The sequence below is a fragment of the Geobacter sp. 60473 genome, assembly GCF_036323535.1.
Lineage (GTDB): Bacteria > Desulfobacterota > Desulfuromonadia > Geobacterales > Geobacteraceae > Geobacter > Geobacter sulfurreducens.
In genome coordinates this window covers 201,062-226,557 of sequence record NZ_AP028967.1, presented here as the reverse complement: position 1 = coordinate 226,557, position 25,496 = coordinate 201,062, and the positions used below count along the sequence as shown (strand labels likewise).

The 25,496-nt window shown below is 63.2% G+C and carries 22 protein-coding genes; 1 reads left to right on the top strand and 21 read right to left on the bottom strand.

The window, feature by feature from the left end:
• Positions 1-37: 37 nt before the first annotated feature.
• The 7 genes from hoxU to AABA48_RS01020 all read right to left on the bottom strand — a co-directional run bounded on the left by hoxU (position 38) and on the right by AABA48_RS01020 (position 8,046).
• Positions 38-754: a bidirectional hydrogenase complex protein HoxU gene (gene hoxU / locus AABA48_RS01050; RefSeq protein WP_214302678.1), complete on the bottom strand. Its 717-nt coding sequence runs from the start codon at positions 752-754 to the stop codon at positions 38-40.
• Positions 754-2,466 (bottom strand): NuoF family protein, encoded by a 1,713-nt coding sequence (locus tag AABA48_RS01045; protein ID WP_324312623.1) that lies wholly within the window; start codon positions 2,464-2,466, stop codon positions 754-756. The genes hoxU and AABA48_RS01045 overlap by 1 nt, the downstream gene beginning before the upstream one ends.
• Positions 2,463-3,038 carry a bidirectional hydrogenase complex protein HoxE gene (gene hoxE, locus AABA48_RS01040; protein ID WP_338270813.1) on the bottom strand — a complete coding sequence of 192 codons (576 nt, stop codon included), beginning with the start codon at positions 3,036-3,038 and terminating at the stop codon, positions 2,463-2,465. The genes AABA48_RS01045 and hoxE overlap by 4 nt, the downstream gene beginning before the upstream one ends.
• A 105-nt stretch (positions 3,039-3,143) precedes the next feature.
• Positions 3,144-4,121, bottom strand: coding sequence for a protein-methionine-sulfoxide reductase catalytic subunit MsrP (gene msrP, locus AABA48_RS01035; protein WP_338270812.1), 978 nt, complete (start codon positions 4,119-4,121; stop codon positions 3,144-3,146).
• Between the two features lie 73 nt (positions 4,122-4,194).
• On the bottom strand, positions 4,195-6,270 hold the full coding sequence (locus tag AABA48_RS01030; RefSeq protein ID WP_338270811.1) for a CxxxxCH/CxxCH domain c-type cytochrome: 2,076 nt from the start codon (positions 6,268-6,270) through the stop codon (positions 4,195-4,197).
• Between the two features lie 10 nt (positions 6,271-6,280).
• The gene (locus AABA48_RS01025) at positions 6,281-6,754 is read right to left on the bottom strand and encodes a hypothetical protein (protein WP_014551950.1); all 474 of its coding nucleotides are present in this window, start codon (positions 6,752-6,754) and stop codon (positions 6,281-6,283) included.
• The gene (locus AABA48_RS01020) at positions 6,751-8,046 is read right to left on the bottom strand and encodes a hypothetical protein (protein ID WP_324312614.1); all 1,296 of its coding nucleotides are present in this window, start codon (positions 8,044-8,046) and stop codon (positions 6,751-6,753) included. Before AABA48_RS01020 ends, AABA48_RS01025 begins: the two co-directional genes overlap by 4 nt.
• Before the next feature lie 371 nt (positions 8,047-8,417).
• Here AABA48_RS01020 and AABA48_RS01015 point away from each other — a divergent pair, with 371 nt between their 5' ends.
• A complete protein-coding gene (locus tag AABA48_RS01015; RefSeq protein ID WP_324312612.1) occupies positions 8,418-8,870 on the top strand; it encodes a hypothetical protein in 453 nt (150 codons plus the stop codon).
• A 20-nt stretch (positions 8,871-8,890) separates the two neighbouring features.
• Here AABA48_RS01015 and AABA48_RS01010 read toward each other — a convergent pair whose 3' ends face one another.
• The 14 genes from AABA48_RS01010 to AABA48_RS00945 all read right to left on the bottom strand — a co-directional run bounded on the left by AABA48_RS01010 (position 8,891) and on the right by AABA48_RS00945 (position 25,377).
• Positions 8,891-9,988, bottom strand: coding sequence for a DUF3108 domain-containing protein (locus AABA48_RS01010; protein ID WP_338270809.1), 1,098 nt, complete (start codon positions 9,986-9,988; stop codon positions 8,891-8,893).
• Between the two features lie 244 nt (positions 9,989-10,232).
• Positions 10,233-10,694, bottom strand: a complete 462-nt coding sequence (locus tag AABA48_RS01005) for a hypothetical protein (RefSeq protein WP_338270807.1) — start codon at positions 10,692-10,694, stop codon at positions 10,233-10,235.
• Positions 10,695-10,899: 205 nt separating this feature from the next.
• Positions 10,900-13,161: a C-type polyheme cytochrome OmcC gene (gene omcC, locus AABA48_RS01000; RefSeq protein ID WP_338270805.1), complete on the bottom strand. Its 2,262-nt coding sequence runs from the start codon at positions 13,159-13,161 to the stop codon at positions 10,900-10,902.
• 34 nt (positions 13,162-13,195) lie between these two features.
• The gene (locus AABA48_RS00995; protein WP_338270804.1) at positions 13,196-13,891 is read right to left on the bottom strand and encodes a cytochrome C; all 696 of its coding nucleotides are present in this window, start codon (positions 13,889-13,891) and stop codon (positions 13,196-13,198) included.
• A 15-nt stretch (positions 13,892-13,906) separates the two neighbouring features.
• The gene (locus tag AABA48_RS00990) at positions 13,907-15,118 is read right to left on the bottom strand and encodes a hypothetical protein (protein ID WP_286351713.1); all 1,212 of its coding nucleotides are present in this window, start codon (positions 15,116-15,118) and stop codon (positions 13,907-13,909) included.
• 143 nt (positions 15,119-15,261) lie between these two features.
• Positions 15,262-15,915, bottom strand: coding sequence for a TetR/AcrR family transcriptional regulator (locus AABA48_RS00985; RefSeq protein WP_338270802.1), 654 nt, complete (start codon positions 15,913-15,915; stop codon positions 15,262-15,264).
• Between the two features lie 477 nt (positions 15,916-16,392).
• Positions 16,393-18,576 (bottom strand): C-type polyheme cytochrome OmcB, encoded by a 2,184-nt coding sequence (omcB, locus tag AABA48_RS00980; protein ID WP_338270801.1) that lies wholly within the window; start codon positions 18,574-18,576, stop codon positions 16,393-16,395.
• 33 nt (positions 18,577-18,609) lie between these two features.
• Complete coding sequence (locus AABA48_RS00975; RefSeq protein ID WP_286351714.1) at positions 18,610-19,320, bottom strand: cytochrome C; 711 nt, start codon at positions 19,318-19,320, stop codon at positions 18,610-18,612.
• 15 nt (positions 19,321-19,335) lie between these two features.
• Positions 19,336-20,547, bottom strand: a complete 1,212-nt coding sequence (locus AABA48_RS00970; protein WP_338270800.1) for a hypothetical protein — start codon at positions 20,545-20,547, stop codon at positions 19,336-19,338.
• Between the two features lie 143 nt (positions 20,548-20,690).
• On the bottom strand, positions 20,691-21,338 hold the full coding sequence (locus tag AABA48_RS00965) for a TetR/AcrR family transcriptional regulator (protein ID WP_286351712.1): 648 nt from the start codon (positions 21,336-21,338) through the stop codon (positions 20,691-20,693).
• A 436-nt stretch (positions 21,339-21,774) separates the two neighbouring features.
• The gene (locus AABA48_RS00960; RefSeq protein WP_286351710.1) at positions 21,775-22,203 is read right to left on the bottom strand and encodes a surface-adhesin E family protein; all 429 of its coding nucleotides are present in this window, start codon (positions 22,201-22,203) and stop codon (positions 21,775-21,777) included.
• Positions 22,204-22,236: 33 nt separating this feature from the next.
• Complete coding sequence (locus AABA48_RS00955; protein ID WP_286351709.1) at positions 22,237-22,572, bottom strand: c-type cytochrome; 336 nt, start codon at positions 22,570-22,572, stop codon at positions 22,237-22,239.
• A 114-nt stretch (positions 22,573-22,686) separates the two neighbouring features.
• Positions 22,687-23,868, bottom strand: a complete 1,182-nt coding sequence (locus tag AABA48_RS00950; protein ID WP_338270798.1) for an MFS transporter — start codon at positions 23,866-23,868, stop codon at positions 22,687-22,689.
• Between the two features lie 21 nt (positions 23,869-23,889).
• Positions 23,890-25,377: an AAA family ATPase gene (locus AABA48_RS00945; RefSeq protein WP_338270797.1), complete on the bottom strand. Its 1,488-nt coding sequence runs from the start codon at positions 25,375-25,377 to the stop codon at positions 23,890-23,892.
• Positions 25,378-25,496 lie beyond the last annotated feature (119 nt).

The following is a 25,496-nucleotide window of genomic DNA, read 5'->3' as shown; positions in this document are numbered from 1 at the left end:
CCTCCGGGCGCACCCCGTGTTATCCCCCCAGACGGCGTCATCCTTCCCACTCCTTTTTCTCCCGCCCTTCCAGAACCCGGGCGAGCATGGTCGGGTCCTTGACCATCTCGCCGACCACCGCCCCCTTGAGGAACAGGGCACCGGTGGGGCAAACCTGGACGCATTTGCCGCAGCTGGTGCAGGTGCCGCTCTCCCGCCAGGAGCGGTTCAGATCGGCAATAATCCGGCTTTTCACTCCACGCCCGGAGATGTCCCAGGTGTGCACCCCTTCGATCTCGTCGCAGACCCGGACGCACCGGGTGCAGAGAATGCAGCGGTTATGGTCCAGGCCGAAGCGTTCGTGGGAGAGATCCATGGTCAGCTTGGGTGAAAGGTATTCGTAGCGGACATGGTCGACCCCCATTTCGGCGGCCACCCGCTGCAACTCACAGTGGCCGATGGAGACGCAGACGGCACAGTAGTGATTGCGTTCCGCGAGCATGAGCTCCACGATCATCCGCCGGTAGTTCTCCAGCCGCTCGCTCCGGGTCCGCACCACCATCCCCTCGCGCGCCGGAGTGGTGCAGGCGGGGAGGGGCCGGGGGCTGCCCGCCACCTCCACGATGCAAAGCCGGCAGCCGCCCCGCTCGGAGAGCCCCTCCATGTGACAGAGGGTGGGGAGCGATATGCCGTGTTCCTTGATCACCTGGAGCAGGGTTTCCCCCTCGCGACCGCTGATCAGTTCGTCGTCGATGGTCAGAGTAATGACCGGCATCAGCCTACCTCCCCAGGGACGCCGACGGCGTGCAGGAGTGCCTTGCCGCCGGGTCCGGGCTCCTGCTCGGCAGCCATGGTGCAGCGGCCCGCCGGACAGCGGCGCTCACGGATGTGGGCCTCGTATTCATTCCGGAAGTAGCGCAGGGTGCTCACCACCGGGTTGGGCGCGGTCTGGCCGAGGCCGCAGAGGCTCGTGGCGCCCATCAGATCGCAGAGCTCCTCCAGCCGGCGCAGGTCGTCCGGCCAAGCGGTGCCGGAGGTTATGCGCCGCAGCAGCCGGTGCATCTCCATGCTGCCGACGCGGCACGGGATGCACTTGCCGCAGCTCTCGTCCCGGCAGAAATCGAGGAAAAACGAGGCCACGTCGGGCATGCAGCTCGTCTCGTCCATGATGATAAGTCCGCCGGAGCCCATGATGGTGCCGATCCGCTCCATACTTTCGTAATCGAGGGGGGTGTCCAGGTGTTCGGCCGGAATGCAGCCGCCCGAAGGGCCGCCCGACTGGGCCGCCTTGAAGCGCTTGCCGCCGGGGATGCCGCCGCCGATGTCGAACACCACCTCCCGCAACGTAGTGCCCATGGGGACTTCGATCAGGCCGGCGGTCTCCACCTGGCCGGCCAGGGCATAGACCTTGGTTCCGGGGCTCCGGGCCGAACCGATGCCGGCGTACCAGGTGGCACCGCGCCCGATGATGGCCGGGACGGTCGCAAGGGTCTCCACGTTATTGATGAGGGTCGGACATCCCCAGAGCCCCCGCTGGGCCGGATAGGGCGGCCGGTGCCAGGGCTGTCCGCGCCGTCCCATGATGGAAGCCATGAGCGAGGTTTCCTCGCCGCAGACAAAGGCGCCGGCGCCGGTGCGGATGTCGATGCGGAAACTGAAGTTGCTGCCGAGCACCCGGCTTCCCAGGAGCCCCTTGCGCTCGGCATCGCGGATGGCGGCCTCGAGCCGCCTTCCGGCCAGGTAGTACTCGCCCCGGACGTAGATGTAGCCCTGATCCGCGCCGATGGCGTAGCCGGCAATGGCCATTCCTTCCAGGATGCGGTGGGGGTCCGATTCCATGACGGAGCGGTCCATGTAGGCCCCCGGGTCCCCCTCGTCGCCGTTGGCCACCACGTATTTCCGCTCGCCCGGCGCTTTGCGGGCCAGGTTCCACTTGACGCCCGCCGGATAGCCGGCGCCCCCCCGCCCCCGCAGCCCCGAAGCGGATATCTCGCGACAGACATCGTCGGGGGTCATTTCGTGCAGGGCATGGGCCAAGGCATCGTAGCCGCCCGTGGCCACATACTCTTCGATCCGCTCGGGGTCGATGGTACCGCAGTTGGCCAGGACGATCTTCATCTGGCGGGTGAAGTAGGGGTGATCGGGCGGCAGCGGCGAGGCCGTGGGCGGGCGGCGTCCCTTCACCACCGAGTAGAGAATCTGGCGGGCCAACTCTGGGGTGACGCGCTCGTAGACGGTCTCGGGTTTCCCCTGAACCGCCACTTTGACGAGGGGACCGCGGCTGCACGGCCCCATGCAGCCGGTACCGACGGCCTCGATCTCCGCATCGAGCCGGCTCTCCACCACCGCCTGGCGCAGCGCGTCCAGGACCGCCAGAGCGCCAGCCGATAGACAGGGGGTACCGGCGCAGACCATGATGCGGCACCGCAGCGCCTCCTGGCGGGTCCGCTCTTCCCCGGCCATGGCATGGAGATCGGCGGGGTTCATTGGCCTTCCCCCTTGCGGCGGCGAACCGGGCGGACCGCTTCTGCGCTGGCCGGGCTCTTTTCCGCCAGCATGACCCGGACGGCGGCGGCGGCCGAATCGGGGGTACAACGCCCCACGGTTTCCCCGTCGAGAACCACGATGGGGGCCAGCCCGCAACTGCCGAGACAGCGGACCGTCGACAGGGTAAGCTTGCCGTCGGCCGTGGTTTTACCGGCCTTCACGTCGAACTCGTTTTCAAGGCGCGTCACGATCTCGGCCGAGCGTTTCACGTAGCAGGCTGTGCCGGTGCAGACCACGCAGGAGTGCTCGCCCCGGGCTTCAAGGGTAAAGAAATGATAAAAGGTAGCGACGCCGTAGACGCGGCTGGGGGGGACGCGGAGCTGCCGGGCCACATGGTTCATCAGCTCGTCGCTGAGACAACCGAAGGCCTCCTGGGCCACATGGAGAACCTCCAGGAGCGCATCGGCCCGGTACTGGTATTGTTTCAGGGTCCGCTCGACCACCTTGAAGCGCGGATCGGCGGCAAGCCCCTCGGGCGTGCCCTTCCCTGGCGAATTATCCGTGGAGTTCACGCTGTTCTCCTCTGCCGCAACGGGGGTAATGGGCGATGACGCAGTCGCATCTTAGCAGACCGGTGAATATGTGTGAAGCCTTATGCGCTAAAGGCCGCCGCAGGTTCAATAAAAGAACTCCCGCCGCGGCGGCCGGTAGAGGCGGGCCACGTGCTCGCCGTAGCCGTTGAAGATGACCGTGGGCCGCCGCTCCCCCGTGCCGAGCATCCGCTCGCTTTTCTGTGACCAGCGGGGATGATCGACATCCGGGTTCACGTTGGCCCAGAAGCCGTACTCGTCCGGCCCCAGGCTGCTCCAGAAAGTGGAGGGCTGCCGATCGGTGAAATTGATTTCCACGATGGACTTGATGCTCTTAAAACCGTACTTCCAGGGCAGGACCAGACGGATCGGCGCTCCGTGCTGCTTCGGCAGCTCCCGGCCGTAGACCCCAAGCGCGAGAAAGGCCAGTTCGTTGGTGGCCTCGGCCAGGGTAAGCCCTTCGTGATAAGGCCAGAGATCGGTGGAGAACAGGCCACTCTGGTTGGGGGCCTGATCCCTGCGCAGGAACGAGAGGAATCGCAGATGGGTGGCGTTCGGCAGCGGATCGGCCCGTTTGACGAGTTCGGCCAGGGGAAAGCCGGTCCAGGGAACCGCCATGGCCCAGGCCTCGACGCAGCGGTGACGGTAGGTCCGCTCCTCCAGAGGCATGGCGCGCACCAGTTCATCCACGTCGAAGATCTTGGGGTTCCTCACCATGCCGGTCACTGAAATCTGCCAGGGGCGGGTGATGAACTGGTCCACGTATCGCCAGACGTCCTTGCCCGAGGTGAATTCGTAGAAATTGCAGTACGTGGCCGCTTCCTGGCGGTCGGTGAGGGGCCGGTCCAGTGGATAGCGCGTATTCGGGCGAGCCGGCAGGGTCTTGAGATTGACGAGGGTGCCGCCCAGCTCCCTCCGCTCCATGGCGTAATTGGTACAGGCGTTCAGGAGGGGCCAGGCATTGAGCCCCGCGAAACCGAGGGCCTTGAGGAAGGTGCGCCGGTTAAAGAAGACCTCCTCGGGAGAGATTTCACGGGAAGGAAGGGTAAAACGACTGTTCTTCATAACCGTGCTCCTTCACTGAAAAGGCGGGGGATCGCCCCCGCCCTTTCAGTCTTCGATACTGCCGATCGGCACGCTACCACGTCATGCTTCGCGTATGGGTCTCATTGCCGATGTGACAGGTGAACAGACAGCTTCTCGTAGCAGGATCATAGTTCAGCGAATCAAGCAAGGTCGATGATGCCGGCCCTTCCATGGCCGGGGTCTGGAGATTCGTGAAGTGAGTGGTCGCCAGCTTCACGGTGTCGTGACATTCGGTACACACCAGCGTTATATCCGTGTGGTGCCGCTTGTCGCCGGAAGAAAAGCTGTTGAACTGGGTGGTGCCGTAAGCATGGCACGAAGCGCAGTCGGTGCTGACATTGATCTGGCCGCTGGGCCAGGGCGGGGATGTCTGCCCGCCGTGGCAACTGACGTTCGAACAGGTGCCGGTGCCCGCATTATAGGCCGGTGCCCCGCCGTCCTTGTCCTGGAAGGTCGTCGACAGGACCACGTTGGCCGTCCCGTTGCCGTGCAGGACGGTGGCGTAGCCGGCTCCGCTGTGACATGAGCCGCAGGTCACGTTCGGGAAAAGATGCTCGGTGTGCTGCAGATCCCGGTTCGGGAAAGCTGAACCCACCGGCGGGTTGCCGTGGCACGAGACACAGCCGGTCTGGATATTGAAGAGCCCGGTGCCGACGTCCTTCACGGCAACGGCAGTGAAGTGGCACACCGCATTAACACCGGCGATATTCAGCCGGCTCGATCCCGACACGCAGGAAGGAGCCACCCCGCCCGCCCCATTAAGGTTGACGCCGTGGCAGAGCGTGCAGTAGTTGGTGACCGCGGTGCCGGCAGTGGCAAGGGTGGCAAGGGTCGAGTGGCGCTGCTGGTTGGTCGCGCCCTGGGTGGTTCCGCGCCCGATGAGCCAGGGGGTGGGATGGGCCGTCCGCGCTGTGTGACAGGTCTCGCAACCAGTGGTGAGCGTGGCGCCCCGCGGCACGTTGAAGCGCGGATTGGCGCCGCTGGCCGGTGTGGCGTGGCAGGGCTGGCAGGTGTTCAGGCCCGTGCCGTTATTGTTCTTGTTGATGGCGTCGGCACCGTGCTGCGCAGGAGGCAGATAGGCACCGGCGACCGGGTGGGGCGGCTGGACGTCGGAGGCGTGGCACAGGGTATTATTGAAGCAGCCCGCAGCCGTGCCCGCTGGTGCAGGGGTGGTGGGCTGGCGGGTGGAGTTGGCGCCGTTGGCGTGACAGGCTGCACAGGAGGCGGCGTTGGTGGTGTCGGTGGTGGTGTGGGTCCGGGCAGCGCGCCAGGGTGCCGGAGAATGGGGTGTGACGGCAGGCGCGCCGCCGTTGTGGCACGAGAAGGCGCCCACCGTGGCGGAGAAGCAGCTGACCGCCGCACCGACCCCCTGGTAGTTGGCGCCGTGACACTTTCTGCAATAGCTGAATCCGCCGGAGGGCGAGTCGGCCGCCTTTGCCCTGGGCCCGTGGAAGTTGGCGCTGTTCGGATCGCTCCACCCGGCGGGATGCCCCGCTTCTGCGCCGTGGCAGAGCGTGTTGTTGAAACAGCCGACAGGAGTTCCAGCAGGCGCGGGCGTCGTGGGCTGCAGGGTCGAGTTGGCGCCGTTGGCGTGACACTTGGCACACTCGGGGGCATTGCCCTGGTCAACGAATATGTGGTTGGTCCCCGATGCAGTGGTGCCGTGCCACGGGGCGTCCGGGTGGGGCGCGTTGGTATGGCAGGCGAAGCAGGAGCGGGCCGGCCCATTATCGAAGAGAGCACCGTGGCACCGACTGCAGTAGGCGAAGCCGGCCGCCACGGCAGGGGCGGCCATGGCCCCCGAGCGGCCATGCTGGTCTGCTGCTCCCCAGCCCGCGGGGTGGCCGGCCGGACCGGTGGCGTGACAGACCTGCGCTCCCCGGTTGGGACTGAAGCAGCTCACCCCGGAGATGCCTCCCGACTGGGCGGCATCGAGATATGAACCGTGACAGGAGACGCACTGGTCCCGGTCTTTCCGGAACTCAACCCAGTGGGTCTCGATCCAGTTGGCGGGGTGCCTGCCGGTTGTCGGGTCAATGGCCGGCGCATCGCCGCTGCCGCTGGAACAGCCCCAGAGAGCAAGCCCGACACAGAATACGGCCAGGAAACGAAAGATCGTCGATTTCACCGTGAGCCTCCTATCTGTGGCATGCAACGCACTGCTCATTGTTGGTCCGGCCGTGGCAGCGGAAGCAACTGGTCGGGTCGATTCTGCCGTCGATCTGGTGCCGGGTCAGGTAATCGCCCCGGTGAACCAGTTGCCGGTCGGGCCGGTCGCCGTGCATGATCGACGGTTTGATCTCCAGTTCGTTGGCGTGGCAGTCGTAGCAGAAAGACCGCTTGTGGCATGACGCGCAGAGGCGGTCATCCTGGCCGGCATAGTAACGGTGGTCACGCACGAAGACCGGCGTGTGGCTGAAGGCGGCATAGGGTTTGAGCACCCCCTTCACCCGGTCCTCGTGGCACTCGGAGCAGTCAACCCGTCCCGCGGCAAGTGATTCAGGATGCCAGGACGGCAGGCTCGATTCCCTGGAGATCATATGGGTGCAGGCGGTCAGGGTAAGGACACCCGTCACGGCCGCTGTAACAATGAAGAGCTGTATCGGTTTCATTTCGCCGCTCCTTTGCCCGAATGGCTGAAGTTATAGACAAGCCGGACCACGCCGCGGGTCTCCGAATCCAGGCGAGGATTCTCTCCGTAGCTGATATCGCCCGACAGCATCAGGTTCGGGAGCATTTTCCACCCAAGGGAGGCGATCACCTCGTAGGCATTGTCTCCGCCATAGGGTTGCACGGCATCGTCGTAGAGATGAGCAATGGCATCCACGCTGGCCCGATAACGCGCTGCGTCGCGCAGGATATAGGCTCGGACCTCGTGGTAGGAGTTGGCGGAAACATCCGCGTCGGCCCGGTGATAGGAAAGTCCCGCCCGGACCGTGCGTTCGGCCAGGGTCATCCGCACCTCGCCGCCGTAGCGATGGGTATTGCCCCGGTCGGCCCGGTGGTAGTTGATCCGCTTGTAGTCGGCAATCAGCTCCAGGGGCTTGGCCACGGTCCAGGCAACGCTGCCGCCGTAACTGCGCAGCGTCGTATCGCGATCGATGTTGAAAAGGGAGCGGTTATTGGTGGTGGCGAGGAAGTGTTCGAGGTTGTAATCGTTGTATTCCCCCGACACGGACACACCTTTCATCGGGGTTACGAGAAGGAGGTAGCTGTGCTCGGCAAAGCCGTCGGTGGCGGTATTGTAGCTGGTGGTGCCGCGGAGCTCGACCATCCTGAACGGCGCGAGCCAGATGTCGCCCCCCACCAGTTGCCGGTAGTTTTCCGGTGTACCGGTGAGGCCGGTATCGGTATTGGCCTCGTACAGGGCCGAAGCGCCGATCTCCAGGTAGCCCGGGAGCCGCCACCCCAGGCGGCCGCCGGCAATGGCATCCCCCTTGTTCCGGTCGGTCATGTTCAGCCGCACCGGCACCCCGCCGAAGAGGGAGCCGGTGAAGCCGCCGGCCAGGTCGGTCCGGACGCTGACACCGTCCACGTGCTCGGCTGCCACCCCCTCGTAGACGTAGAACCGGCCCAGCTTGAGGAGTCCGTCGGCCCGGGGGAACCGGTATGCCAGGTAGGCATAGGCAAGGTCGCCATCGGTTGAGCCCCCATCGGTGCTCTTGTCGGCCAGATCGAGCCGTCCCCAGCCATAGAGATGGAAAGAAAGATTGCCGTCGGCAAGCTTTTCCACATCGATGCCGAGGAACTGGGTAGCCGGCGCCAGGGTCTCGTCCTTGAACCCGGGGACGCTGCGCTCTTCCAGCCGGATAAGCGTAGTGGCATCCACCGCCACGTCAGCCGCGCCGGCCATGCCGGGCAGCGAGGCGATGGCCAGCGCAAGGAACTGCAATCGCTGTTTCATTGCTCCCTCCTTGAAAAGGGGAGGTGGCGGTAACTTCGCCAACTCCATCATGTTTACAGATTCGATACTAGAAGAGTCTATTCCCCGGCCTCCCGTTGTCAACCTCACGACTCGGGAAATACGATGCCGCCCCTGCGTGCCGGCAACTGGGAGATTTGCCCCACCGATTGGGTCAAAAGAATCCACCGATAGAACCCCATTCTCGTCGCTGTTGTCGTATCCCACTGAATCCACACCACAATCAAAAGCCTGCAGCAAGAGGCATTGATATTGCTAATTACCACAAGTAACAAAACCGATTAACGCAACCGGGAGCATGGGCCTACGCACGGCTTATTCGACATCAAACGCGAGGGGGAGGAAATGCCGGCATGAGGGATGCTCTATCCGGGCTTTCAAACGAGAAACTGAAACTGATCGAAAAGTACCGCCTCGCGCCCAGGGACATCAATGGGAAGGTTTACTGGGTACGCCGGTTCGGCAATCGCCCCGATCATCCTTACGCGACCCAGCGGGCGCTCAGGAACTGCAACATCATCGAACTGGTCTTCAGCTTTTACGACCTCTGCGTCGCCAAGATGACCTATTTCAAGAACAACTTCGCCGACTACACCCCTTGCAAGAACAATTACCGGACCGGACGGTTGGAAGAGTGCGAGGCGTGGGACATGGAAATCCTCGTCCAGCGGGAAACGGGCATCGTAATCGATCTCAGGAACCTGGCTGAAATCAGCGACATCGAAGTATTCAGGGAAATGTGCGAGTGGCTGGAGCTTCGATTGAGCGAAGCCGATGCATGTTCGAGGAAGGTGATGGGGCTGTGACGCAGGCACAGAGGCCGGCGTCAGTCCCCGGTTTCCGCTGATATGAGTTCCGCCCGCACCCGCCCGAGGGAGATGGCCGTTTCCATTCTCACGGGAACCTTGTAAGCGTCGTCGGTAACCCAGATCATCATATCGCCGGTTCTCCTGAAGATGCCGGCGGTCTTCAGAAGCGGATGGACAACCAGTGTATCAACGGTCCGTCCCCCCGGCAGCGTTACCCCCTCCCGCCGCAGCACCTCGACGGTAGTGGGAGCGTACTCGTTGCTGTCGAACAGATGGAGCACTACCGGCTGCCCCACCTCAAGCCGCTTGTTTCTGAGGAAATAGAACCCCGAGACGATATCGGTCACGTCCTCCCGCGGCAGGAGATGGGTGGCGTAGCGGTTCCGCAGGCGGTCGGCCCAGAAGGCCTTTTTTTCGCGCATCATCAGGGTAAAGCCGCTGTCCCCCGTGAAGGTTCCTTCCCGCTGCCTGATCCTGGTGATCAGGTAGTTGCCGGCAACGAGCCGGGTTTCTATCACATCATCCACCGGGTATATCGCAGAGATGACCGGATAGGACCTGACGCGCGTGGTGATGGTGACTTCCTCGCGCTCCCGCCCCCGAACCGCCTCGATCATTGCCTCGCCCACGGGAATGCCGAGCATGGTGATCCGGTAGGTGAGCTTCTCCCGGCCCGGTGCGAGAAACTCATCCGCCTTGCGCAACGGCGGCATGACCTCCAGGTGCTGCGACCGGGCGGCAGGGGTTGCCTCAGCCACGGCCTCGGCTGATACGGCGGGCACGGGGGCAGCTGCCGCCGCGGCCTCCGGCGCTACAGGCGACAGCGCCTCGGCGGCCGGGGCGGCTTCGCGGGCGACTGGTGCGGCGGGCGGCTGGTCCGCCCGCTCCGGAGCCACAGCGCCGCTCCGCTCCTCCGGCAACACAGTCTTCCCTTGGTCGACGCTCTCACGCGGCGACTGCCCCTCAGGGAGAGGCGGAACAGGCGTCTCCGGCTCGCGGAGCGAAATGCTGACGTCCGCCATGGGCAGAACCGGTGCCCCGAGGTCGAGAATGCCGATGCTCGGGAACACCCACAGTCCCGCCACGTGCGCAAGCCCGGAGAGTACGACAAACACAGCGAATCGATATGATTTAACCGGCAACCCCATGCATGGTCCGAAGCGCAGAGGGGGCACCGAAGCACCCCCTTTGCGCCGCATCTATAGAATCGTATCGGCAACCGGGTGTCCCGGCTCCGCACCCTGGCGTCACGCCATCACCGAGTGGCCACCACGCGCACACCCCGGCCGCTATCACACCACGCCCGAAGAGCTGCCCGCGCCATGAAATCCGGCGCAACTCCGCGGACTCGGCCGTTACTTAGTGTCCCTTCCCCTTGCCTTTTCCTTTACCCTTTTCCGTGCCGTGATGATGATCATCGTGGGAAGCGTGGGATGGCTTGCCGGTCAGGGCAAAATCACCTCTCTTCAGGGCATGGAACTCGGTGGACCCGGGCTTGATGCCGAGACGCTTGGCAATCGCCCCCCACCCCTTGCCCTGATTGGTCTGATAGGTCTTCAGAACCGTTTCGTACGGTTTATGGGTCATCTGACCCAACTGGTAGACCATAAAGGCATCCGCAGGCTCCCGGACCGACCCCAGCACCACGCTGACCTGTGCCCCGGGCACACCGAACTGAGCGCTCAGCCTGCCGGCAAAACCGGTCGGATCGGCCCTCGCCTCGACATTGAGGTTGCCCAGAAAACCGTCGAGGCCGCCGGCGGCCAATGCCGCCGAACCGATGAAGATCATCACGAGTAGTACCGCAAAAAATCGTTGCATGGCGTATTTTCTCCTTTTCACGTTGCTCCGGCAAGCTCCTTTTTTCGGATCGCGGCGGGATTGCAGACGTTCCCGGTGAACCCGGCAGCTGTCCGCGCGCAGCGGCGGGGCAGACTGCGCCTGAAAAGTGCAAGGCCGGCCCCCCGGAGGGAGACCGGCCTTGCGGTTGTGCATCGGATGATGCGCCGGAACGCCGCGTCCGTGATTACGGACGGGTCGTGCCGAGGTAGGCCTTGGCGGCCGTTGCCGTGGCGCTGTCCAGGCGGGTCGCCGTTACCTGGGCATCGATCGCGGCGGTGACGTCGTTGTTCAGCACGCCGTCATAGATGAAGTCGATGGAATCCCAGATCAGCCGCTTGCTGTAGAACCGGTTGTGGGCATAGCCGCCCGGATCGTGGATCAGCAGGTTGGCGTTGAACGCCGCGCCCATGACGTCTTTCCAGAGGGCAAGCCCGTACACGCCGGCCCAGTTGGTGAAGGCGCCGCCGGTACCGCCGGCTGCCTGATAGAAGTAGGGATGGGCGTTGAAGAAGAATATCCCCTTGCCGGCCAGGGCAGCCTTGAGGGCTTCAAGGGATGCCACGTACTCCTCTTCCTCGGCGGTCAGTCCCTCGGGGGTGAGCGCAAAGGTACCGGCATGGCAGGTGGCGCAGGCAGTGCTGGTGATGGCAGTGATTGCGCCCGTGCCGTCCGTGGTCACCGGCAGGAACAGGTGCGAGTTCGGGGTGGTCATGTGGCAGCCGGCGCAGGGGCCGTTGGTGCCGGTGCCGGGGGCAGCGGCGGTGCCGATCTTGTCGTGGGCGAAGAAGGCCGGATTGGCATAGCTGCGGGTTGCGTACTCATAACCGGTGGTGCCGAAGAGCTGGCCGCCGGCGGTGAGATAGTGGGAGTTCACGAAGCTGCGGACACCGTCGGCATCCTGGTCATTCTTGATGACTTCGCCGGTTTCGCGGCCGATATGGCAGGCAAGGCAGACGTTGGAACCGGAGATGTTGGGATAGGACACGGTAGTCGGCGGGTCGCCCGCGGTGGCGGGGGAGTAGGTCTCGGTGATGGCCCCGGGGTTGCGCAGTTCGCCGGTGCCGGCCTTGGTGTGACAGCCCCAGCAGTAAAGCAGTTCGTTTTGGTCGGACCGCTTGTTACTGCTGGTCCAGCCGGCCAAATGGGTGAAGCTGTTGCCTGCGCCCGTCGGATCATACCCGGCGGGGTTGCTGAGGAAATTGGAAGCGCCGGTCGAAGTGTGGCAGCGTTGGCAGGCGCCGCGGCTGGCGGTATCGTCCCAGTTGTAGTGGGTCCAGCCGGGGGCGGTGGCGTCGGTGGCGCCGGCCTTCATGACATCGTCCACTTCAGCCGCGCCGGAGCTCGCCAGGGCCGCTGCGGCCACCTTGGCCTGGAGGAGCTTGCCACCATGGGCCGACTGTCCCCAGTCGAGGAAAATAGTGTTAGGCCGGTCCGCTCCGGCCAGCCGCCGGGTGTTGGTCTGGAACTCGTGACCGTGGCAGTCGAAGCAGGGGTTGGCGGTATTGCGCCGGATTACATACCCCTCTATCGTGGTACCGCTGGCCGTGGTTTTGGATTCCGGGAAGTCGTAGTGGGTCGAGGGCAGGGTCCGGAACCAACGGGTGTTGTGGTAGAAGGGGGCCGTGGTCACGTTCTTGGTGCCGGAGCCGACGGCGTTGCTGGTGAAGATCTGGAGAACGTTGCCGCTGCCGATCAGGGTACCGGTCATGGTGTTGACGGTGTGGCAGCTGGTGCAGAGGTCGTACTGGTCATTGATGCTGTTGCGGTTCGGGTCCCAGGCCACCGTCCGCCGGCTGTTCGGCAGGCCGGCCGTCGATATCTGGGTGAAAACCTGGCGCTGAGCCCCGCCGTGCTGATGGCAGGTGGCGCACGTCATGACGTTGAAGGTCTCGGGGTCCTGGGGATACACCGGCTGGTAGGCGGCGTTTCTCAGAATGTTCCCGTCGCCGGTGAAGCCCGCCTGTGCCCCGAAAATGGCTCCTTCGTGCGAGTGACAGCGGCTGCAGAGGTTTTCCTTGGCCTCTTCCCCGCCAAAGGGGTTGGCATGGTTGCCGTTGACGAAATTGGGCGAGCTGCTCAGAGGAGCAATCACACCGTTGTGGCAGGAGGCGCACCGGGCGGCTATCTGGGCCTCACTCTGGCCGGCCAGCGGGAACGGCAGGGGACCGACGCCGTTGTGCTGAGCGCCGCCGCCGTGGCAGCCTTCGCAGCCGACACCCTTGCTGTAGTGGAATGAGCGGGTGTACTGCGTGATGATGGACTCGCCGGTCAGCGGATCCACGACAGCGCTGTGACACTGGACGCAAGCGGTATCGCCCACGGTTGCCACGCCGCCGGGGCCGGTTCCGATCGACCCCTCCTTGTTTTCGGAGCCGCAGCCGGCAAGCGCCGCCGCGAACAACGAAACCGCAAGCACAGCAGAATACTTTGTTACTTTTCTACTCATGCCATTTCCTCCTTGTGGTGTGTGGTGCTCTCAATTAGTACGTACCAGGAAGGTGACACTTCGTGCACACCCGGCTCCCGGCCCGATCCTTGTAATTGTTCTTGATGCTGTTCCAGTTCCGCGGGTGCGGACTCGTCTTACCGCTGGAGTGGCACTGGATGCACACATCCCCCTCGGGGTGACACGTCTGGCACGACTGCAGGTTGCGGCGTGCCTCGATTGCGTGCTCACCAAGCCCGAAGCTGTACTTCTGACCGTTCGGTCCCAGCATCAGGTGAGACTTGATCCGCAGGGATCCCTTCGGGTACCGGGCGTGGCACTCGTTGCAGTACGACTGGTCGTGGCAACGCGTGCAGGTCTGAGGGTTGTCCAGAGCCTTGGTCGGGTGGATGCTCAGGAAGTTGCTCCGGTGGCTCTTGGGTACGTAGTCCCTCATGAAGGTCCGCGTCGACAGGTCGGCTTCGATCCCGCCGCCCTGGTGACAGTCGAGGCAGAATTGCTGGACGTGGCAGTCCGCGCAGTTCTTTCCCGCTCGGCTGGCCACGACGCGGTGACCACGAACCCAGTCGGCGTCATGGTTGGGGGCGATGCCCTCACCCTTGTGGCACGCATTACATTCGCCGATGGGGGTGGTGGCGTACTCCTTGTGCGACATCTTGTCGGCCAGTGCCATCTGGACCGTGAAGGCCGACACCGTCAGGAGCAAGAGCGCGATAAACCATTTCTTCACGGATTTCCCCCCTTTCTAGAAGTCGTAGTCAAAGACGAAACGCCCTTGAACGTCGTTGTCGTAGGCCGCGTTGACGTTGTTTTCGACGCGCAGGGACGCCGACATGTTCTTCGCCAGGCGGTACTTGCCCCCTACCCAGTACAGACGCGCGATCTCGTCGTCGGACATCACGTCACGCTGGTAGGTGTCGTAGGCGATGCCGCCGGACAGTTGCAGGCTCTTGGTCACGTCATAGTACGCATCGGCAATGAAGCCGTGGGTCTTGCCGTTGTAGCCCTGGTTGTTGTCGTACTCGAAGTTGAGCTGCAGCGGCTCCACCGGACGGACGCTCAGACCCGCCTGGTAGATGTTGCCGTTGGCGCCGCCTTCGAACCACTGGCGGGTGTAGCCGCCGTGCACCGCGATCTGCTCGGTGATCGTGTAGTCGGCCCGGAATACTGCTTCCTGGTACCGGTCGACCGCGAACACGGAGTAGATCGAGGTGGCGTCGAATACCGGGTAGCTCTGGTACCATTCTCCCGTCAGAACCAGGTTCGAGGTGGGATAGTACTTGGCTCCGGCCAGCACTTCGCTGAAGGTCTCGGATATCACGTCGTACCGCGTGTTGCCGTAGACCCGCAGGTTGTTGAACAGGTACTGCTTGAAGCTCGCGCCCAAGGTGTCCCGGGCGATGTTCCAGTCGTCCCACTTGCGGAACCAGCTCACCTCCAGGTCCGTTGATTTGAACCCGTTCAGGTAGGCCGCTACACCCAGCGCGAGGTCGCCGCCGTGACCGTTTTCCTCGTCCAGCGAGAAAATCACGTTCCGGCCCCCGAATACCGTCAGCCCTATCGGGCCGGCGTTGTTCAGGTCTACCTGACCGCCGTCGATGATCGCCGTGCCTGCCGCAAGGTTGACGAACTGACGGCCAAGGCGGATGTCCAGTTTGTCGAACAGTCCCCGGTACTCGCCGTACAGGTAGTAGAGCCTGCTGTTGAACCCTTCTCCGTTGTTCAGGTCCTGCGTCATCCGACCGTAACCGAACAAAGAGGCCTTGCCCGCCTTGTCCAGGTTCGTGACTGACAGCCGCAGGTACTCACCCAGCTCTACCTGTCTCTGATCGTTGAAGTAGTTGTTGAACCAGAGCAGCTGGGTCGAGCTCCTGCCATGGATCTCTGCGGACCAGGCCGTGGACGCGGTCAGCACGGAACCGAGCAGGAGCAGTCGAGTGAACCCTTTGATTCCCATTAAGTGGACCTCCTTTCTTCATTCTATCTGCAACTCGAAGCTTGTTCCGGCAGGATCACGGCGGCTGCTGACATCACCTCCTTCGGCCGTCTCCCATCCCTATCACAACCGTTGATCACTTTTGGCGCGTCTGATCAGCGCGGTTACGATGCCCTGGCATAGTCCGTACGGCCGATACCGCCCGTGCCGTGGACAAACATCCGGACGAATTCCCGCACGGCCTTCTCTCGGTCCGTGGGACGGTACTGCTTGCGCAGCAGTACCTCTTCGATATTGAAAAAACAGTAGAACATGGCGTGAAAAACCCGCGCCCCCAGCTCCGGGTCGAAGCTGCCGATGCTGCCACGCTGCTGCAGCTCACGGAAATAGGACGCAATCACTTCGAACAGCTCGTCCAAAAACGTGTGGTACACACCCAGCAGCTTCTCCGGGGAACGCTGGACCTCCGCGTGCATGATCCGAAGCCAGTCCTTCAGCTGGATCAGCGTGTCCAGAAGGATGTTCGCCATGGCCGCCAGCGCATCCTCGTAGGGCATGGCGAGCGCCCTGGGCACGAATGCCCGCAGCGACGGCAGAATGGAATAACGGGTGATCGCTTCTTCGAGAAGTTTTTCTTTGGAGGGAAAATGGCGGAAGAGCGTCACCTCCGCGATGCCCGCCTGACGGGCGATCTCGCGGGTCGTGGCTCCCAGGTACCCCCTGGTCGAGAACAGACCGAGGGCCGTTTCGAGGATCCGCTCATGGGTCACGGTAAACGGATCGAACGGACCTTCACCTTTGACAACCGAGCACGACAAGGCAACCTCCTTGTCCGTCGTCCCATCAGTGGGACCTGCGCACAACCTTCACTCATGGAAGATCGTGTCTACGTAATGCACTAAACACTCGGAAGAGGGGGAAGCTAGCCAGGCTCCTGTGACTGAAAGCCGGAACGGGCGGTGAAGGCAGCCGGCCGGAGCAACTCATGAGCTAATGGGAATGAGTTTAAAGCGGGTTACCATTTTGTCAAATTTTCGAGGTAAATTAGTCTAAAAAAACTGCATGAGAATACAACCATGAGAGAAGGAGTCGACGATTACGCTCAGGCGGACAGGTCCCTATCCAATACGTTCACCTGATAGATCGAGGGGGAAAGCGTGATCTGCTTGCGGTATACGTATGAAATCAATAAGTGTACACAGTGTGACAGACAAAAAGAGCAAAGCCGGCCCCCCAGAGGGAGACCGGCTTTGCGGTTGTGCATCGGATGATGCGCCGGAACGCCGCGTCCGCGATTACGGACGGGTCGTGCCGAGGTAGGCCTTGGCGGCCGTTGCCGTGGCGCTGTCCAGTAGAGTCGCAGTTACCTGGGCATCGATCGCGGCAGCGACGTCGTTGTTCAGCACGCCGTCATAGATGAAGTCGATGGAATCCCAGATCAGCCGCTTGACATAGAAGCGGTTGTGGGCATAGCCGCCCGGATCGTGGATCAGCAGGTTGGCGTTGAACGCCGCACCCATGACGTCTTTCCAGAGGGCAAGCCCGTACACGCCGGCCCAGTTGGTGAAGGCGCCGCCGGTGCCGCCGGCTCCCTGATAGAAGTAGGGATGGGCGTTGAAGAAGTGGATCCCCTTGCCTGCCAGGGTTGCCTTGAGGGCTTCAAGGGATGCCACGTACTCCTCTTCCTCGGCGGTCAGAGCCTCGGGGGTAAGGGCGTAAGCGCCGGCATGGCAGGTGGCGCAGGCAGTGCTGTTGATGGCGGTGATGGCGCCCGCGCTGTCCTTGGTTACCGGCAGGAAGGAGTGAGAGTTCGGGGTGGTCATGTGGCAGCCGGCGCAGGGGCCGTTGGAGCCGGTGCCGGGGGCAGCGGCGGTGCCGATCTTGTCGTGGGCGAAGAAGGCCGGCTTGGCGTAGCTGCGGGTTGCGTACTCATAGCCGGTTTTGCCGAAGAGCTGGCCGCCGGCGGCGAGATAGTGGGAGTTTACGAAGCTGCGGACGCCGTCGGCATCCTGATCGTTCTTGATGACTTCGCCGGACTCGCGACCGAGGTGGCAGGTCATGCAGACGTTGGAGCCGGCCACGTCGGGATAAGACACGGTGGTTGCCGGGTCGCCCGTGGTGGAGGGAGAATAGGTCTCGGTGATGGCGCCCGGATTGCGCAGCTCGCCGGTGCCGGCGTTGGTGTGGCAGCCCCAGCAGTAGAGCAGTTCGTTCTGCTTCGAGCCGTTGGTGGCGTTCCAGCCCTGCAGGTGCGAGAAGCTGTTGCCGGCCGGGTTGTAGCTGGCCGGGTTGCTCATGAAGTTGGCGGCGCCGGTGGCGGTGTGGCAGCGCTGGCAGGAGCTGCGGCTGCTCGCATCCCAGTTGTAGTGGGTCCAGGCGATGGCGGTGTTGTCGTCCACATAGGCATTCATGGCCGCGTTGACGGCAGCGGCACCGGTCAGGGCGCCAACGGCATTGTACTTGGCGGTCAGCAGGCCACCGGCGTGGGCGGACTTGGCCCAGTCAGTGTGGATCGTGGCATCACGACCCGGACGGGTATTGGTCTTCGCCTCGTGGCCGTGGCAGTCGAAGCAGGGGTTGGCGCCGGTACGGCGGAGGACGTAGCCTTCAACCTTGGCGTTGGTGCCGCCAGCGCCGGCACCGGCCTGGGGACCGGTCGAATAGTTGTCGAAGTGGGTCGTGGCGATGATCCGGTACCAGGTGGTCTCATGATGGCCAACCGTGCCGGTGGCGACGCCGTTGACGGGCACGCCGTTGGTGAGCAGGGTCGAGCCATTGTAGCTGTACATGTTGTGGCAGCTGGTGCAGAGGTCGAACTGGTCAACCGTACGGTTGTTGTTCGGGTCCCAGTTCACTACAGGACCGGCAGCGCCGTTGGTGGCCTTGATGGTGCGCAGGCCGCCGCCGTGCTCGTGGCAGGTGGCGCAGGAAATCTGCGAGTAGGAGCTGACGAGGGGAACCTTGTTCTGGTTGACCGTGTCTTCCAGGGTTGCCAAGTCGCCGGTGTAGCCGGCGATATTGGAGAGGACGGCGCCCTCGTGGGTGTGGCAGCGACGGCAGGTGGCGCCACTGCGGATAGTCTGGATGTTATGCCGCGACTCGGCGAATGCGGTGTTCGAGTTGGTGGCCACGGCAGTGGTGCCGTCGTGGCAGTCGGCACAACGGTTGGCGTCGGGCTGAGCGAACGGGAGGGGGCCCACGCCGTTGTGCTGGGCGCCGCCGCCATGGCAGCTTTCGCAGCCCAGGCCTGCCGTGTTGTGGGGTGAGCTCTTCTGATATTGAGCAATGAGGCTCTCGCCGGTCAGAGCTTCGGTTACGGCGCTGTGACACTGGACGCAGGCGCTATCGCCCACGGTTGCCACGCCGCCGGGGCCGGTTCCGATCGACCCCTCCTTGTTTTCGGAGCCGCAGCCGGCAAGCGCCGCCGCGAACAACGAAACCGCAAGCACAGCAGAATACTTTGTTACTTTTCTACTCATGCCATTTCCTCCTTGTGGTGTGTGGTGCATAAGTCATCTGAGATTCGGGTCGGACGCCAGGTGACACTGGCTGCACGTCTTGATCCCAACCCGGTCTTTGTAGTTGTTCTTGATGCTGTTCCAGTTCCGCGGGTGCGGACTAGTTCCTCCAGTCTTGGCGCTGTGGCACCCACGGCAGGCATCGCCATCAGGGTGACAGGTCTGGCACGACTGCAGGTTGCGGCGTGCCTCGATTGCGTGCTCGCCCAGCCCGGGGCTGTACTTCTGACCGTTGGGGCCCAGCATCAGGTGAGACTTGATCCGCAGGGATCCCTTCGGGTACCGGGCGTGGCACTCGTTGCAGTACGACTGGTCGTGGCAACGCGTGCAGGTCTGAGGGTTGTCCAGAGCCTTGGTCGGGTGAATGCTCAGGAAGTTGCTCCGGTGGCTCTTGGGTACGTAGTCCCTCATGAAGGTCCGCGTCGACAGGTCGGCTTCGATCCCGCCGCCCTGGTGACAGTCGAGGCAGAATTGCTGGACGTGGCAGTCGGCGCAGTTTTTCCCCGCTCGGCTGGCCACGACGCGGTGACCACGAACCCAGTCGGCGTCATGGTTGGGGGCGATGCCCTCACCCTTGTGGCACGCATTACATTCGCCGATGGGGGTGGTGGCGTACTCCTTGTGCGACATCTTGTCGGCCAGTGCCATCTGGACCGTGAAGGCCGACACCGTCAGGAGCAAGAGCGCGATAAACCATTTCTTCACGGATTTCCCCCCTTTCTAGAAGTCGTAGTCAAAGACGAAACGCCCTTGAACGTCGTTGTCGTAGGCCGCGTTGACGTTGTTCTCGACGCGCAGGGACGCCGACATGTTCTTCGCCAGGCGGTACTTGCCTCCTACCCAGTACAGACGCGCGATCTCGTCGTCGGACAGTACGTCACGCTGGTAGGTGTCGTAGGCGATGCCGCCCGACAGTTGCAGGCTCTTGGTCACGTCATAGTACGCATCGGCAATGAAGCCGTGGGTCTTGCCGTTGTAGCCTTGGTTGTTGTCGTACTCGAAGTTGAGCTGCAGCGGCTCCACCGGACGGACGCTCAGACCCGCCTGGTAGATGTTGCCGTTGGCGCCGCCTTCGAACCACTGGCGGGTGTAGCCGCCGTGCACCGCGATCTGCTCGGTGATCGTGTAGTCGGCCCGGAATACTGCTTCCTGGTACCGATCGACCGCGAACACGGAGTAGATCGAGGTGGCGTCGAATACCGGGTAGCTCTGGTACCATTCTCCCGTCAGAACCAGGTTCGAGGTGGGATAGTACTTGACCCCGCCCAGCACTTCGCTGAAGGTCTCCGATACCACGTCGTACCGCGTGTTGCCGTAGACCCGCAGGTTGTTGAACAGGTACTGCTTGAAGCTCGCGCCCAAGGTGTCCCGGGCGATGTTCCAGTCGTCCCACTTGCGGAACCAGCTCACCTCCAGGTCCGTTGATTTGAACCCGTTCAGGTAGGCCGCTACACCCAGCGCGAGGTCGCCGCCGTGACCGTTTTCCTCGTCCAGCGAGAAAATCACGTTCCGGCCCCCGAATACCGTCAGCCCTATCGGGCCGGCGTTGTTCAGGTCTACCTGGCCACCGTCGATGATCGCCGTGCCTGCCGCTAGGTTGACGAACTGACGGCCAAGGCGGATGTCCAGTTTGTCGAACAGTCCCCGGTACTCGCCGTACAGGTAGTAGAGCCTGCTGTTGAACCCTTCTCCGTTGTTCAGGTCCTGCGTCATCCGACCGTAACCGAACAAAGAGGCCTTGCCCGCCTTGTCCAGGTTCGTGACCGACAGCCGCAGGTACTCACCCAGCTCTACCTGTCTCTGATCGTTGAAGTAGTTGTTGAACCAGAGCAGCTGGGTCGAGCTCCTGCCATGGATCTCTGCGGACCAGGCCGTGGACGCGGTCAGCACGGAACCGAGCAGGAGCAGTCGAGTGAACCCTTTGATTCCCATTAAGTGGACCTCCTTTCTTCATTCTATCTGCAACTCGAAGCTTGTTCCGGCAGGATCACGGCGGCTGCTGACATCACCTCCTTCGGCCGTCTCCCGTCCCTATCACAACCGTTGATCACTTTTGGCGCGTCTGATCAGCGCGGTTACGATGCCCTGGCATAGTCCGTACGGCCGATACCGCCCGTGCCGTGGACAAACATCCGGACGAATTCCCGCACGGCCTTCTCTCGGTCCGTGGGACGGTACTGCTTGCGCAGCAGTACCTCTTCGATATTGAAAAAACAGTAGAACATGGCGTGAAAAACCCGCGCCCCCAGCTCCGGGTCGAAGCTGCCGATGCTGCCACGCTGCTGCAGCTCACGGAAATAGGACGCGATCACTTCGAACAGCTCGTCCAAAAACGTGTGGTACACACCCAGCAGCTTCTCAGGCGAGCGCTGGACCTCCGCGTGCATGATCCGAAGCCAGTCCTTCAGCTGGATCAGCGTGTCCAGAAGGATGTTCGCCATGGCCGCCAGCGCATCCTCGTAGGGCATGGCGAGCGCCCTGGGCACGAAGGCCCGCAGCGACGGCAGAATGGAATAACGGGTGATCGCTTCTTCGAGAAGCTTTACTTTGGAGGGAAAATGGCGGAAGAGCGTCACTTCCGCGATGCCCGCCTGACGGGCGATCTCGCGGGTCGTGGCTCCCAGGTACCCCTTGGTCGAGAACAGACCGAGGGCCGTTTCGAGGATCCGCTCGCTGGTTGCATTGAATGAGTCAAACGGCTTGTCGCCTTTGACAACTCCCATTGCCCCTCCCGGTGGGCTGACTATGTAAGCGCTTGCTTACATTTCCGGACCAAAAAAAATCTTCAGATCAAAGTTTCTGCACTAATGAGCAAAAGACGGGCCAATTTCATACCGGGACAATCAACTACTAGAAGTTGATATCGGCTAGCGTGGCAACAACTTTAAACATTTCTGCGGTGGGGAAATAAAGCACTGAAACTACGAAGAAACAAAGAATGGTCATTACCGAGGACAAACCGTCACAGAACAACGCCATCCCGCCTTGCCCAAAAACGACAAAGTCAAAATATTGGCTCAATATCCTGTCAAATGGCGAATTGACAAAGGTGGCGTCCAAAACCGACACCCTCGAAAGGGGCCACAAAAAGTAGGTAGGGGAGAGATGGGATGGGAAGCGAAGCCGGCCCGTCAGGTCCGGCTTCGCTTCCGTTGTCAGCTACTGACAGACGGCTTCCTGCAGAAGCCCCAGGCGGGTGAACTCGTCGATCGCCTCCCAGTCGGTCTTGCCCGAGAGGTTGTACTCCCTGATGGGCTCCGCCTTGTCGTCAAAGTGGATGACCTTTTCCAGGCGGGATTTTGCAGCCTTGCAGTCGATGGTGTAGAGGAAGTGGGTGTGGCTCAGGTCCTTGAACGCCGGAGGGTTTCCCATGGTGTCGAGGGCGTCGGCCTTGCCCTCCTCGGAATAGATGGCCCTGGTCCACACGGAGACCATCCCCTCCTTGTCCCGGCTCACGGACGAGGAATCATAATAGAAATTGGAGAGCATGGGGTCCTCGTCGAGTACCACCCACTGGGCGGCCAGCACGCTTCCCGCCGTCAACGCGAGGACAGCGACGGTCAAAAGCAGACGTCCCACTACCGTCATGACGAAATCCTTTCTCCCGGAGGCGGCTCCGGATTACTTGAAGGTCTTGAGGATATATTCGGCCACGAGTTTGGCATCCTTGTCCGGGATCGCCTTGGCGTCGAAGGTGCTCATTCCCGGCCCCGGATTCCGCATGGTCTTGACGATATCCTTCCAGGACGTGATCTTGTTGGCCTTCAGGGCCTCTTTGCCGAGGGGCTTCTGGGGATTCACGATATTGCCACCCTCGGGATGGCACACGGCACAGTGCTGCTTGAACAGCTCTTCGCCGCGCTTCAGGTCCTTGTCCCCCTTGCCCTTGGCGGATGCCACGCCGAACGACAGACCAACCGCCACCACGGCGGCAACTACTGCGATGGAATGTTTCATGTCGATACCTCGTTGTCGGTGAATTTATGCCCCCCCGCGACGCAGTGCGGGAAATGCATCCGAATATTTGAAAATGATAGATTGCCTACGCGCATTGTCAAGCGGGGCGCGCGGTCAGGAGGCCCGCGGGTTCTGCGCCTCCGGCGGAGACTCCCTCACCAGGGCGAGCAGCAGGATTGACGCCAGGGCGGCCAGCGCCGCGCCGAACAGAAATGCCGCTCCCTGGCCGGCCCTCTCCCAGATCAACCCGAAGAGCACGCTGGCCGGCAGCGCCCCTACGCCCACGGCGAAATGGTACCAGCCGAAGGCGCCGCCCCGGGCCTCGGCAGGGACGAGATCGGCCACGAACGCCTTTTCGGTCCCTTCGGTCATCCCGTAGAAGGTGCCGTAGACGGCGAAGAGCAGCCAGCAGGCCGGCTCGGATGCGGCTGCGGCAAACCCCAGGTAGGAGAGGGCGTAGACTGCCCAACCGGCAACGATGACCCGCCTGCGGCCGATCCAGTCCGACAGGGCACCGAAGGGAGTGGACGCCAGCATCTTCACCAGGTGGAAGAAGGCCCACAGCAGCGGGATGCGCGCCGGCGAAACCCCCAGCTGGCTCGCCCGCAGCAGCAGGAAGGCGTCGGAGGAATTGCCCAGCGTGAACAGGACGAGGACCGCCAGGTACCGGCGGAGCCCATCCCTGGGCAGCGCCCCCAGAATGCTCCCGTCGCTGGTCCGTTTCCGCTCCACGTCGCGGACCCGCAGGATGATGAGGAGCACGGCCAGGAGTCCGGGCACGGCCGAAAGCCAGAACACGGTCCGCAGGTCCAGGGCGGCGCCGGCCAGGAGCAGGGTGGCGAGCAGGGGACCCACGAGGGCTCCGGCGTGGTCCATGGCCCGGTGAAAGCCGTAGGCCTTCCCCCGGACCGTGGAATCGGATGAATCGGCGATGAGGGCATCCCGGGGAGAGGTCCGTACCCCCTTCCCCACCCGGTCGGCGAAGCGGATGGCCAGCACCGCGACCGGGCCCGTTGCCGCAGCCACCAGGGGACGTGCCAGGCTCGACAGTGTGTACCCCGCCAGGACCAGCCCCTTGCGGCTTCTGGTCCGGTCGGACACGATGCCGGAGACGAGCTTCAGCAACGCCGCGGTCGATTCGGCCACCCCTTCGATCACGCCGAGAAACGCAGGGCCGGCCCCGAGCACGGTCGTCAGGAAGAGGGGGAGCAGCGGATAGATCATCTCGCTGGAGACATCGGTCAGGAAGCTGACCACCCCGAGAATGAGCACGTTGCCGGAGATGCCTGAAAACATGAAACGCCCCCGCATTGAGGATTAAAACTTGCCCGCCGCCGGCACGGCCCGTTTGAAGGCCCACGCCTCGACCTTCTTGATCTGTTCGGCCATGGTGACCGAGAGTGGCACGGTGCGGCTCACGGCGACGATGACGTCCTGCTGGGCAAGAGTGCGCCGGTCCGCCCGGGCCTCGAAGGCGGCGGAGATCACCGCCTGTTCGATTTCGGCACCGGAGAACCCCTTGGTGGAGCCGGCCAGGAGCGGCACGTCGAACCGCCCACTATCCGCCTTCTGCCGCTCCAGGTGAATGCGGAAGATATCCTCCCGGGCGCCGGCGTCCGGGAGCCCCACGTAGAAGACCTCGTCGAAGCGCCCCTTGCGGATGATCTCGGCCGGCAGCATCTCGATGGCATTGGCCGTGGCCGCCACAAAGACGGGCGCCCTCTTCTCCTGCATCCAGGTGAGGAACGATCCCAGCAGCCGCGATGCCGGTCCGCCGTCGGCCTTGAACCCCTGCACGGAGATGCCCGACTCGATCTCGTCGATCCAGAGCACGCAGGGGGCAACGGCCTCGGCGGTGCGAAATGCCTTGCGCAGGCTCGATTCAGGGGTACCGAAACTGCCGTCGTAGACCGCGGCCATGTCGAGCCGGATGAGCGGCAGCCGCCACCGGGCCGCAATGGCCTTCACGAACAGGGACTTGCCGCAGCCGGCAATCCCCATCATGAGGATTCCCTTGGGGAGAGCCGCTCCCGAGGCGATGCTCTCCAGGCCGAAGGCCCGCTCGCGCCGCTCCATCCAGGCCTTCAGATTCTCCATCCCCCCCACCTGCTCCGGAGCGGTATCGTTGGCCACGAACTCCATGATGCCGCTACGGCGGATCACTGCCTGCTTGGTCTCGAACAGGGAGCGCACCATCTCGTGACCAGCCCCCTCCGGGACGTTCCGCAAGGCCCGCACACCCCGCTCGATGTCGACGAGGTCGAGCCCCTGGGCCGCCACCACCAGGTGATCCAGGAGTTCGGGCCGGCCGGCACAGGCCGCGGCCAGCACCGGCTCGCGCCCCTTGAGCTGCTCCAGGAACGCGGTGATCTCCCCGATTCCCGGCAGGCCCTGGCCGAGCACGACGATATCCTCCCGCAGCTCCGCCGGCACCGACTCATCCCTGGCCAGGACCACGGCCGCCTTCCCCCGGGCGCGGACGGCGAATTCCTTGAGCTTGCGGATGATGTAGGGATTGTCGCTCCAGAACCAGGAGAGATCCTTGAACAGGATCATCAGCGGTGCCGGGTGAGCCAAGACATGATCCAGGGCCGCCACGGGGTCCACGGTGCCGGGCACCACCGTGCCGTCGCGGGTGAAGCCGTCGGTGCAGGTCCAGACCAGCGGCGAACCCGCCCCCTTGAGCCGGGCTGTCGCCTGCCCCACGATGGCCTCGGTGCGCCGCTCGTTGTCGGTCACCACGCACACCAGATTTGCCCCTGCCCCCATGAGCCGCACGAGCCCCTGTACGGTCAGCTGTTCCATGTGCCCTCCCCGCAGCCGCGCGCGTCAGGACGGCAGCGGCCATTCAAGTGTACCGTACCATACCGCCCCGTAAATGATTTCTCAAGCCCGGCGAAAAGTGTCCGATACGTTCAATACGA

Bases quoted from the DNA above. Each gene is read 5' to 3' on its own strand.
- AABA48_RS00950 (WP_338270798.1), bottom strand. From the start codon at position 23,868: ATGTTTTCAGGCATCTCCGGCAACGTGCTCATTCTCGGGGTGGTCAGC.
- AABA48_RS01020 (WP_324312614.1), bottom strand. From the start codon at position 8,046: ATGAAACAGCGATTGCAGTTCCTTGCGCTGGCCATCGCCTCGCTGCCC.
- AABA48_RS01015 (WP_324312612.1), top strand. From the start codon at position 8,418: ATGAGGGATGCTCTATCCGGGCTTTCAAACGAGAAACTGAAACTGATC.
- AABA48_RS01025 (WP_014551950.1), bottom strand. From the start codon at position 6,754: ATGAAACCGATACAGCTCTTCATTGTTACAGCGGCCGTGACGGGTGTC.
- omcB (WP_338270801.1), bottom strand. From the start codon at position 18,576: ATGAGTAGAAAAGTAACAAAGTATTCTGCTGTGCTTGCGGTTTCGTTG.
- AABA48_RS00960 (WP_286351710.1), bottom strand. From the start codon at position 22,203: ATGACGGTAGTGGGACGTCTGCTTTTGACCGTCGCTGTCCTCGCGTTG.
- AABA48_RS00990 (WP_286351713.1), bottom strand. From the start codon at position 15,118: ATGGGAATCAAAGGGTTCACTCGACTGCTCCTGCTCGGTTCCGTGCTG.
- AABA48_RS00965 (WP_286351712.1), bottom strand. From the start codon at position 21,338: ATGGGAGTTGTCAAAGGCGACAAGCCGTTTGACTCATTCAATGCAACC.
- AABA48_RS00970 (WP_338270800.1), bottom strand. From the start codon at position 20,547: ATGGGAATCAAAGGGTTCACTCGACTGCTCCTGCTCGGTTCCGTGCTG.
- AABA48_RS00955 (WP_286351709.1), bottom strand. From the start codon at position 22,572: ATGAAACATTCCATCGCAGTAGTTGCCGCCGTGGTGGCGGTTGGTCTG.
- hoxU (WP_214302678.1), bottom strand. From the start codon at position 754: ATGCCGGTCATTACTCTGACCATCGACGACGAACTGATCAGCGGTCGC.
- msrP (WP_338270812.1), bottom strand. From the start codon at position 4,121: ATGAAGAACAGTCGTTTTACCCTTCCTTCCCGTGAAATCTCTCCCGAG.
- omcC (WP_338270805.1), bottom strand. From the start codon at position 13,161: ATGAGTAGAAAAGTAACAAAGTATTCTGCTGTGCTTGCGGTTTCGTTG.
- AABA48_RS01005 (WP_338270807.1), bottom strand. From the start codon at position 10,694: ATGCAACGATTTTTTGCGGTACTACTCGTGATGATCTTCATCGGTTCG.
- AABA48_RS01045 (WP_324312623.1), bottom strand. From the start codon at position 2,466: ATGAACCCCGCCGATCTCCATGCCATGGCCGGGGAAGAGCGGACCCGC.
- AABA48_RS00945 (WP_338270797.1), bottom strand. From the start codon at position 25,377: ATGGAACAGCTGACCGTACAGGGGCTCGTGCGGCTCATGGGGGCAGGG.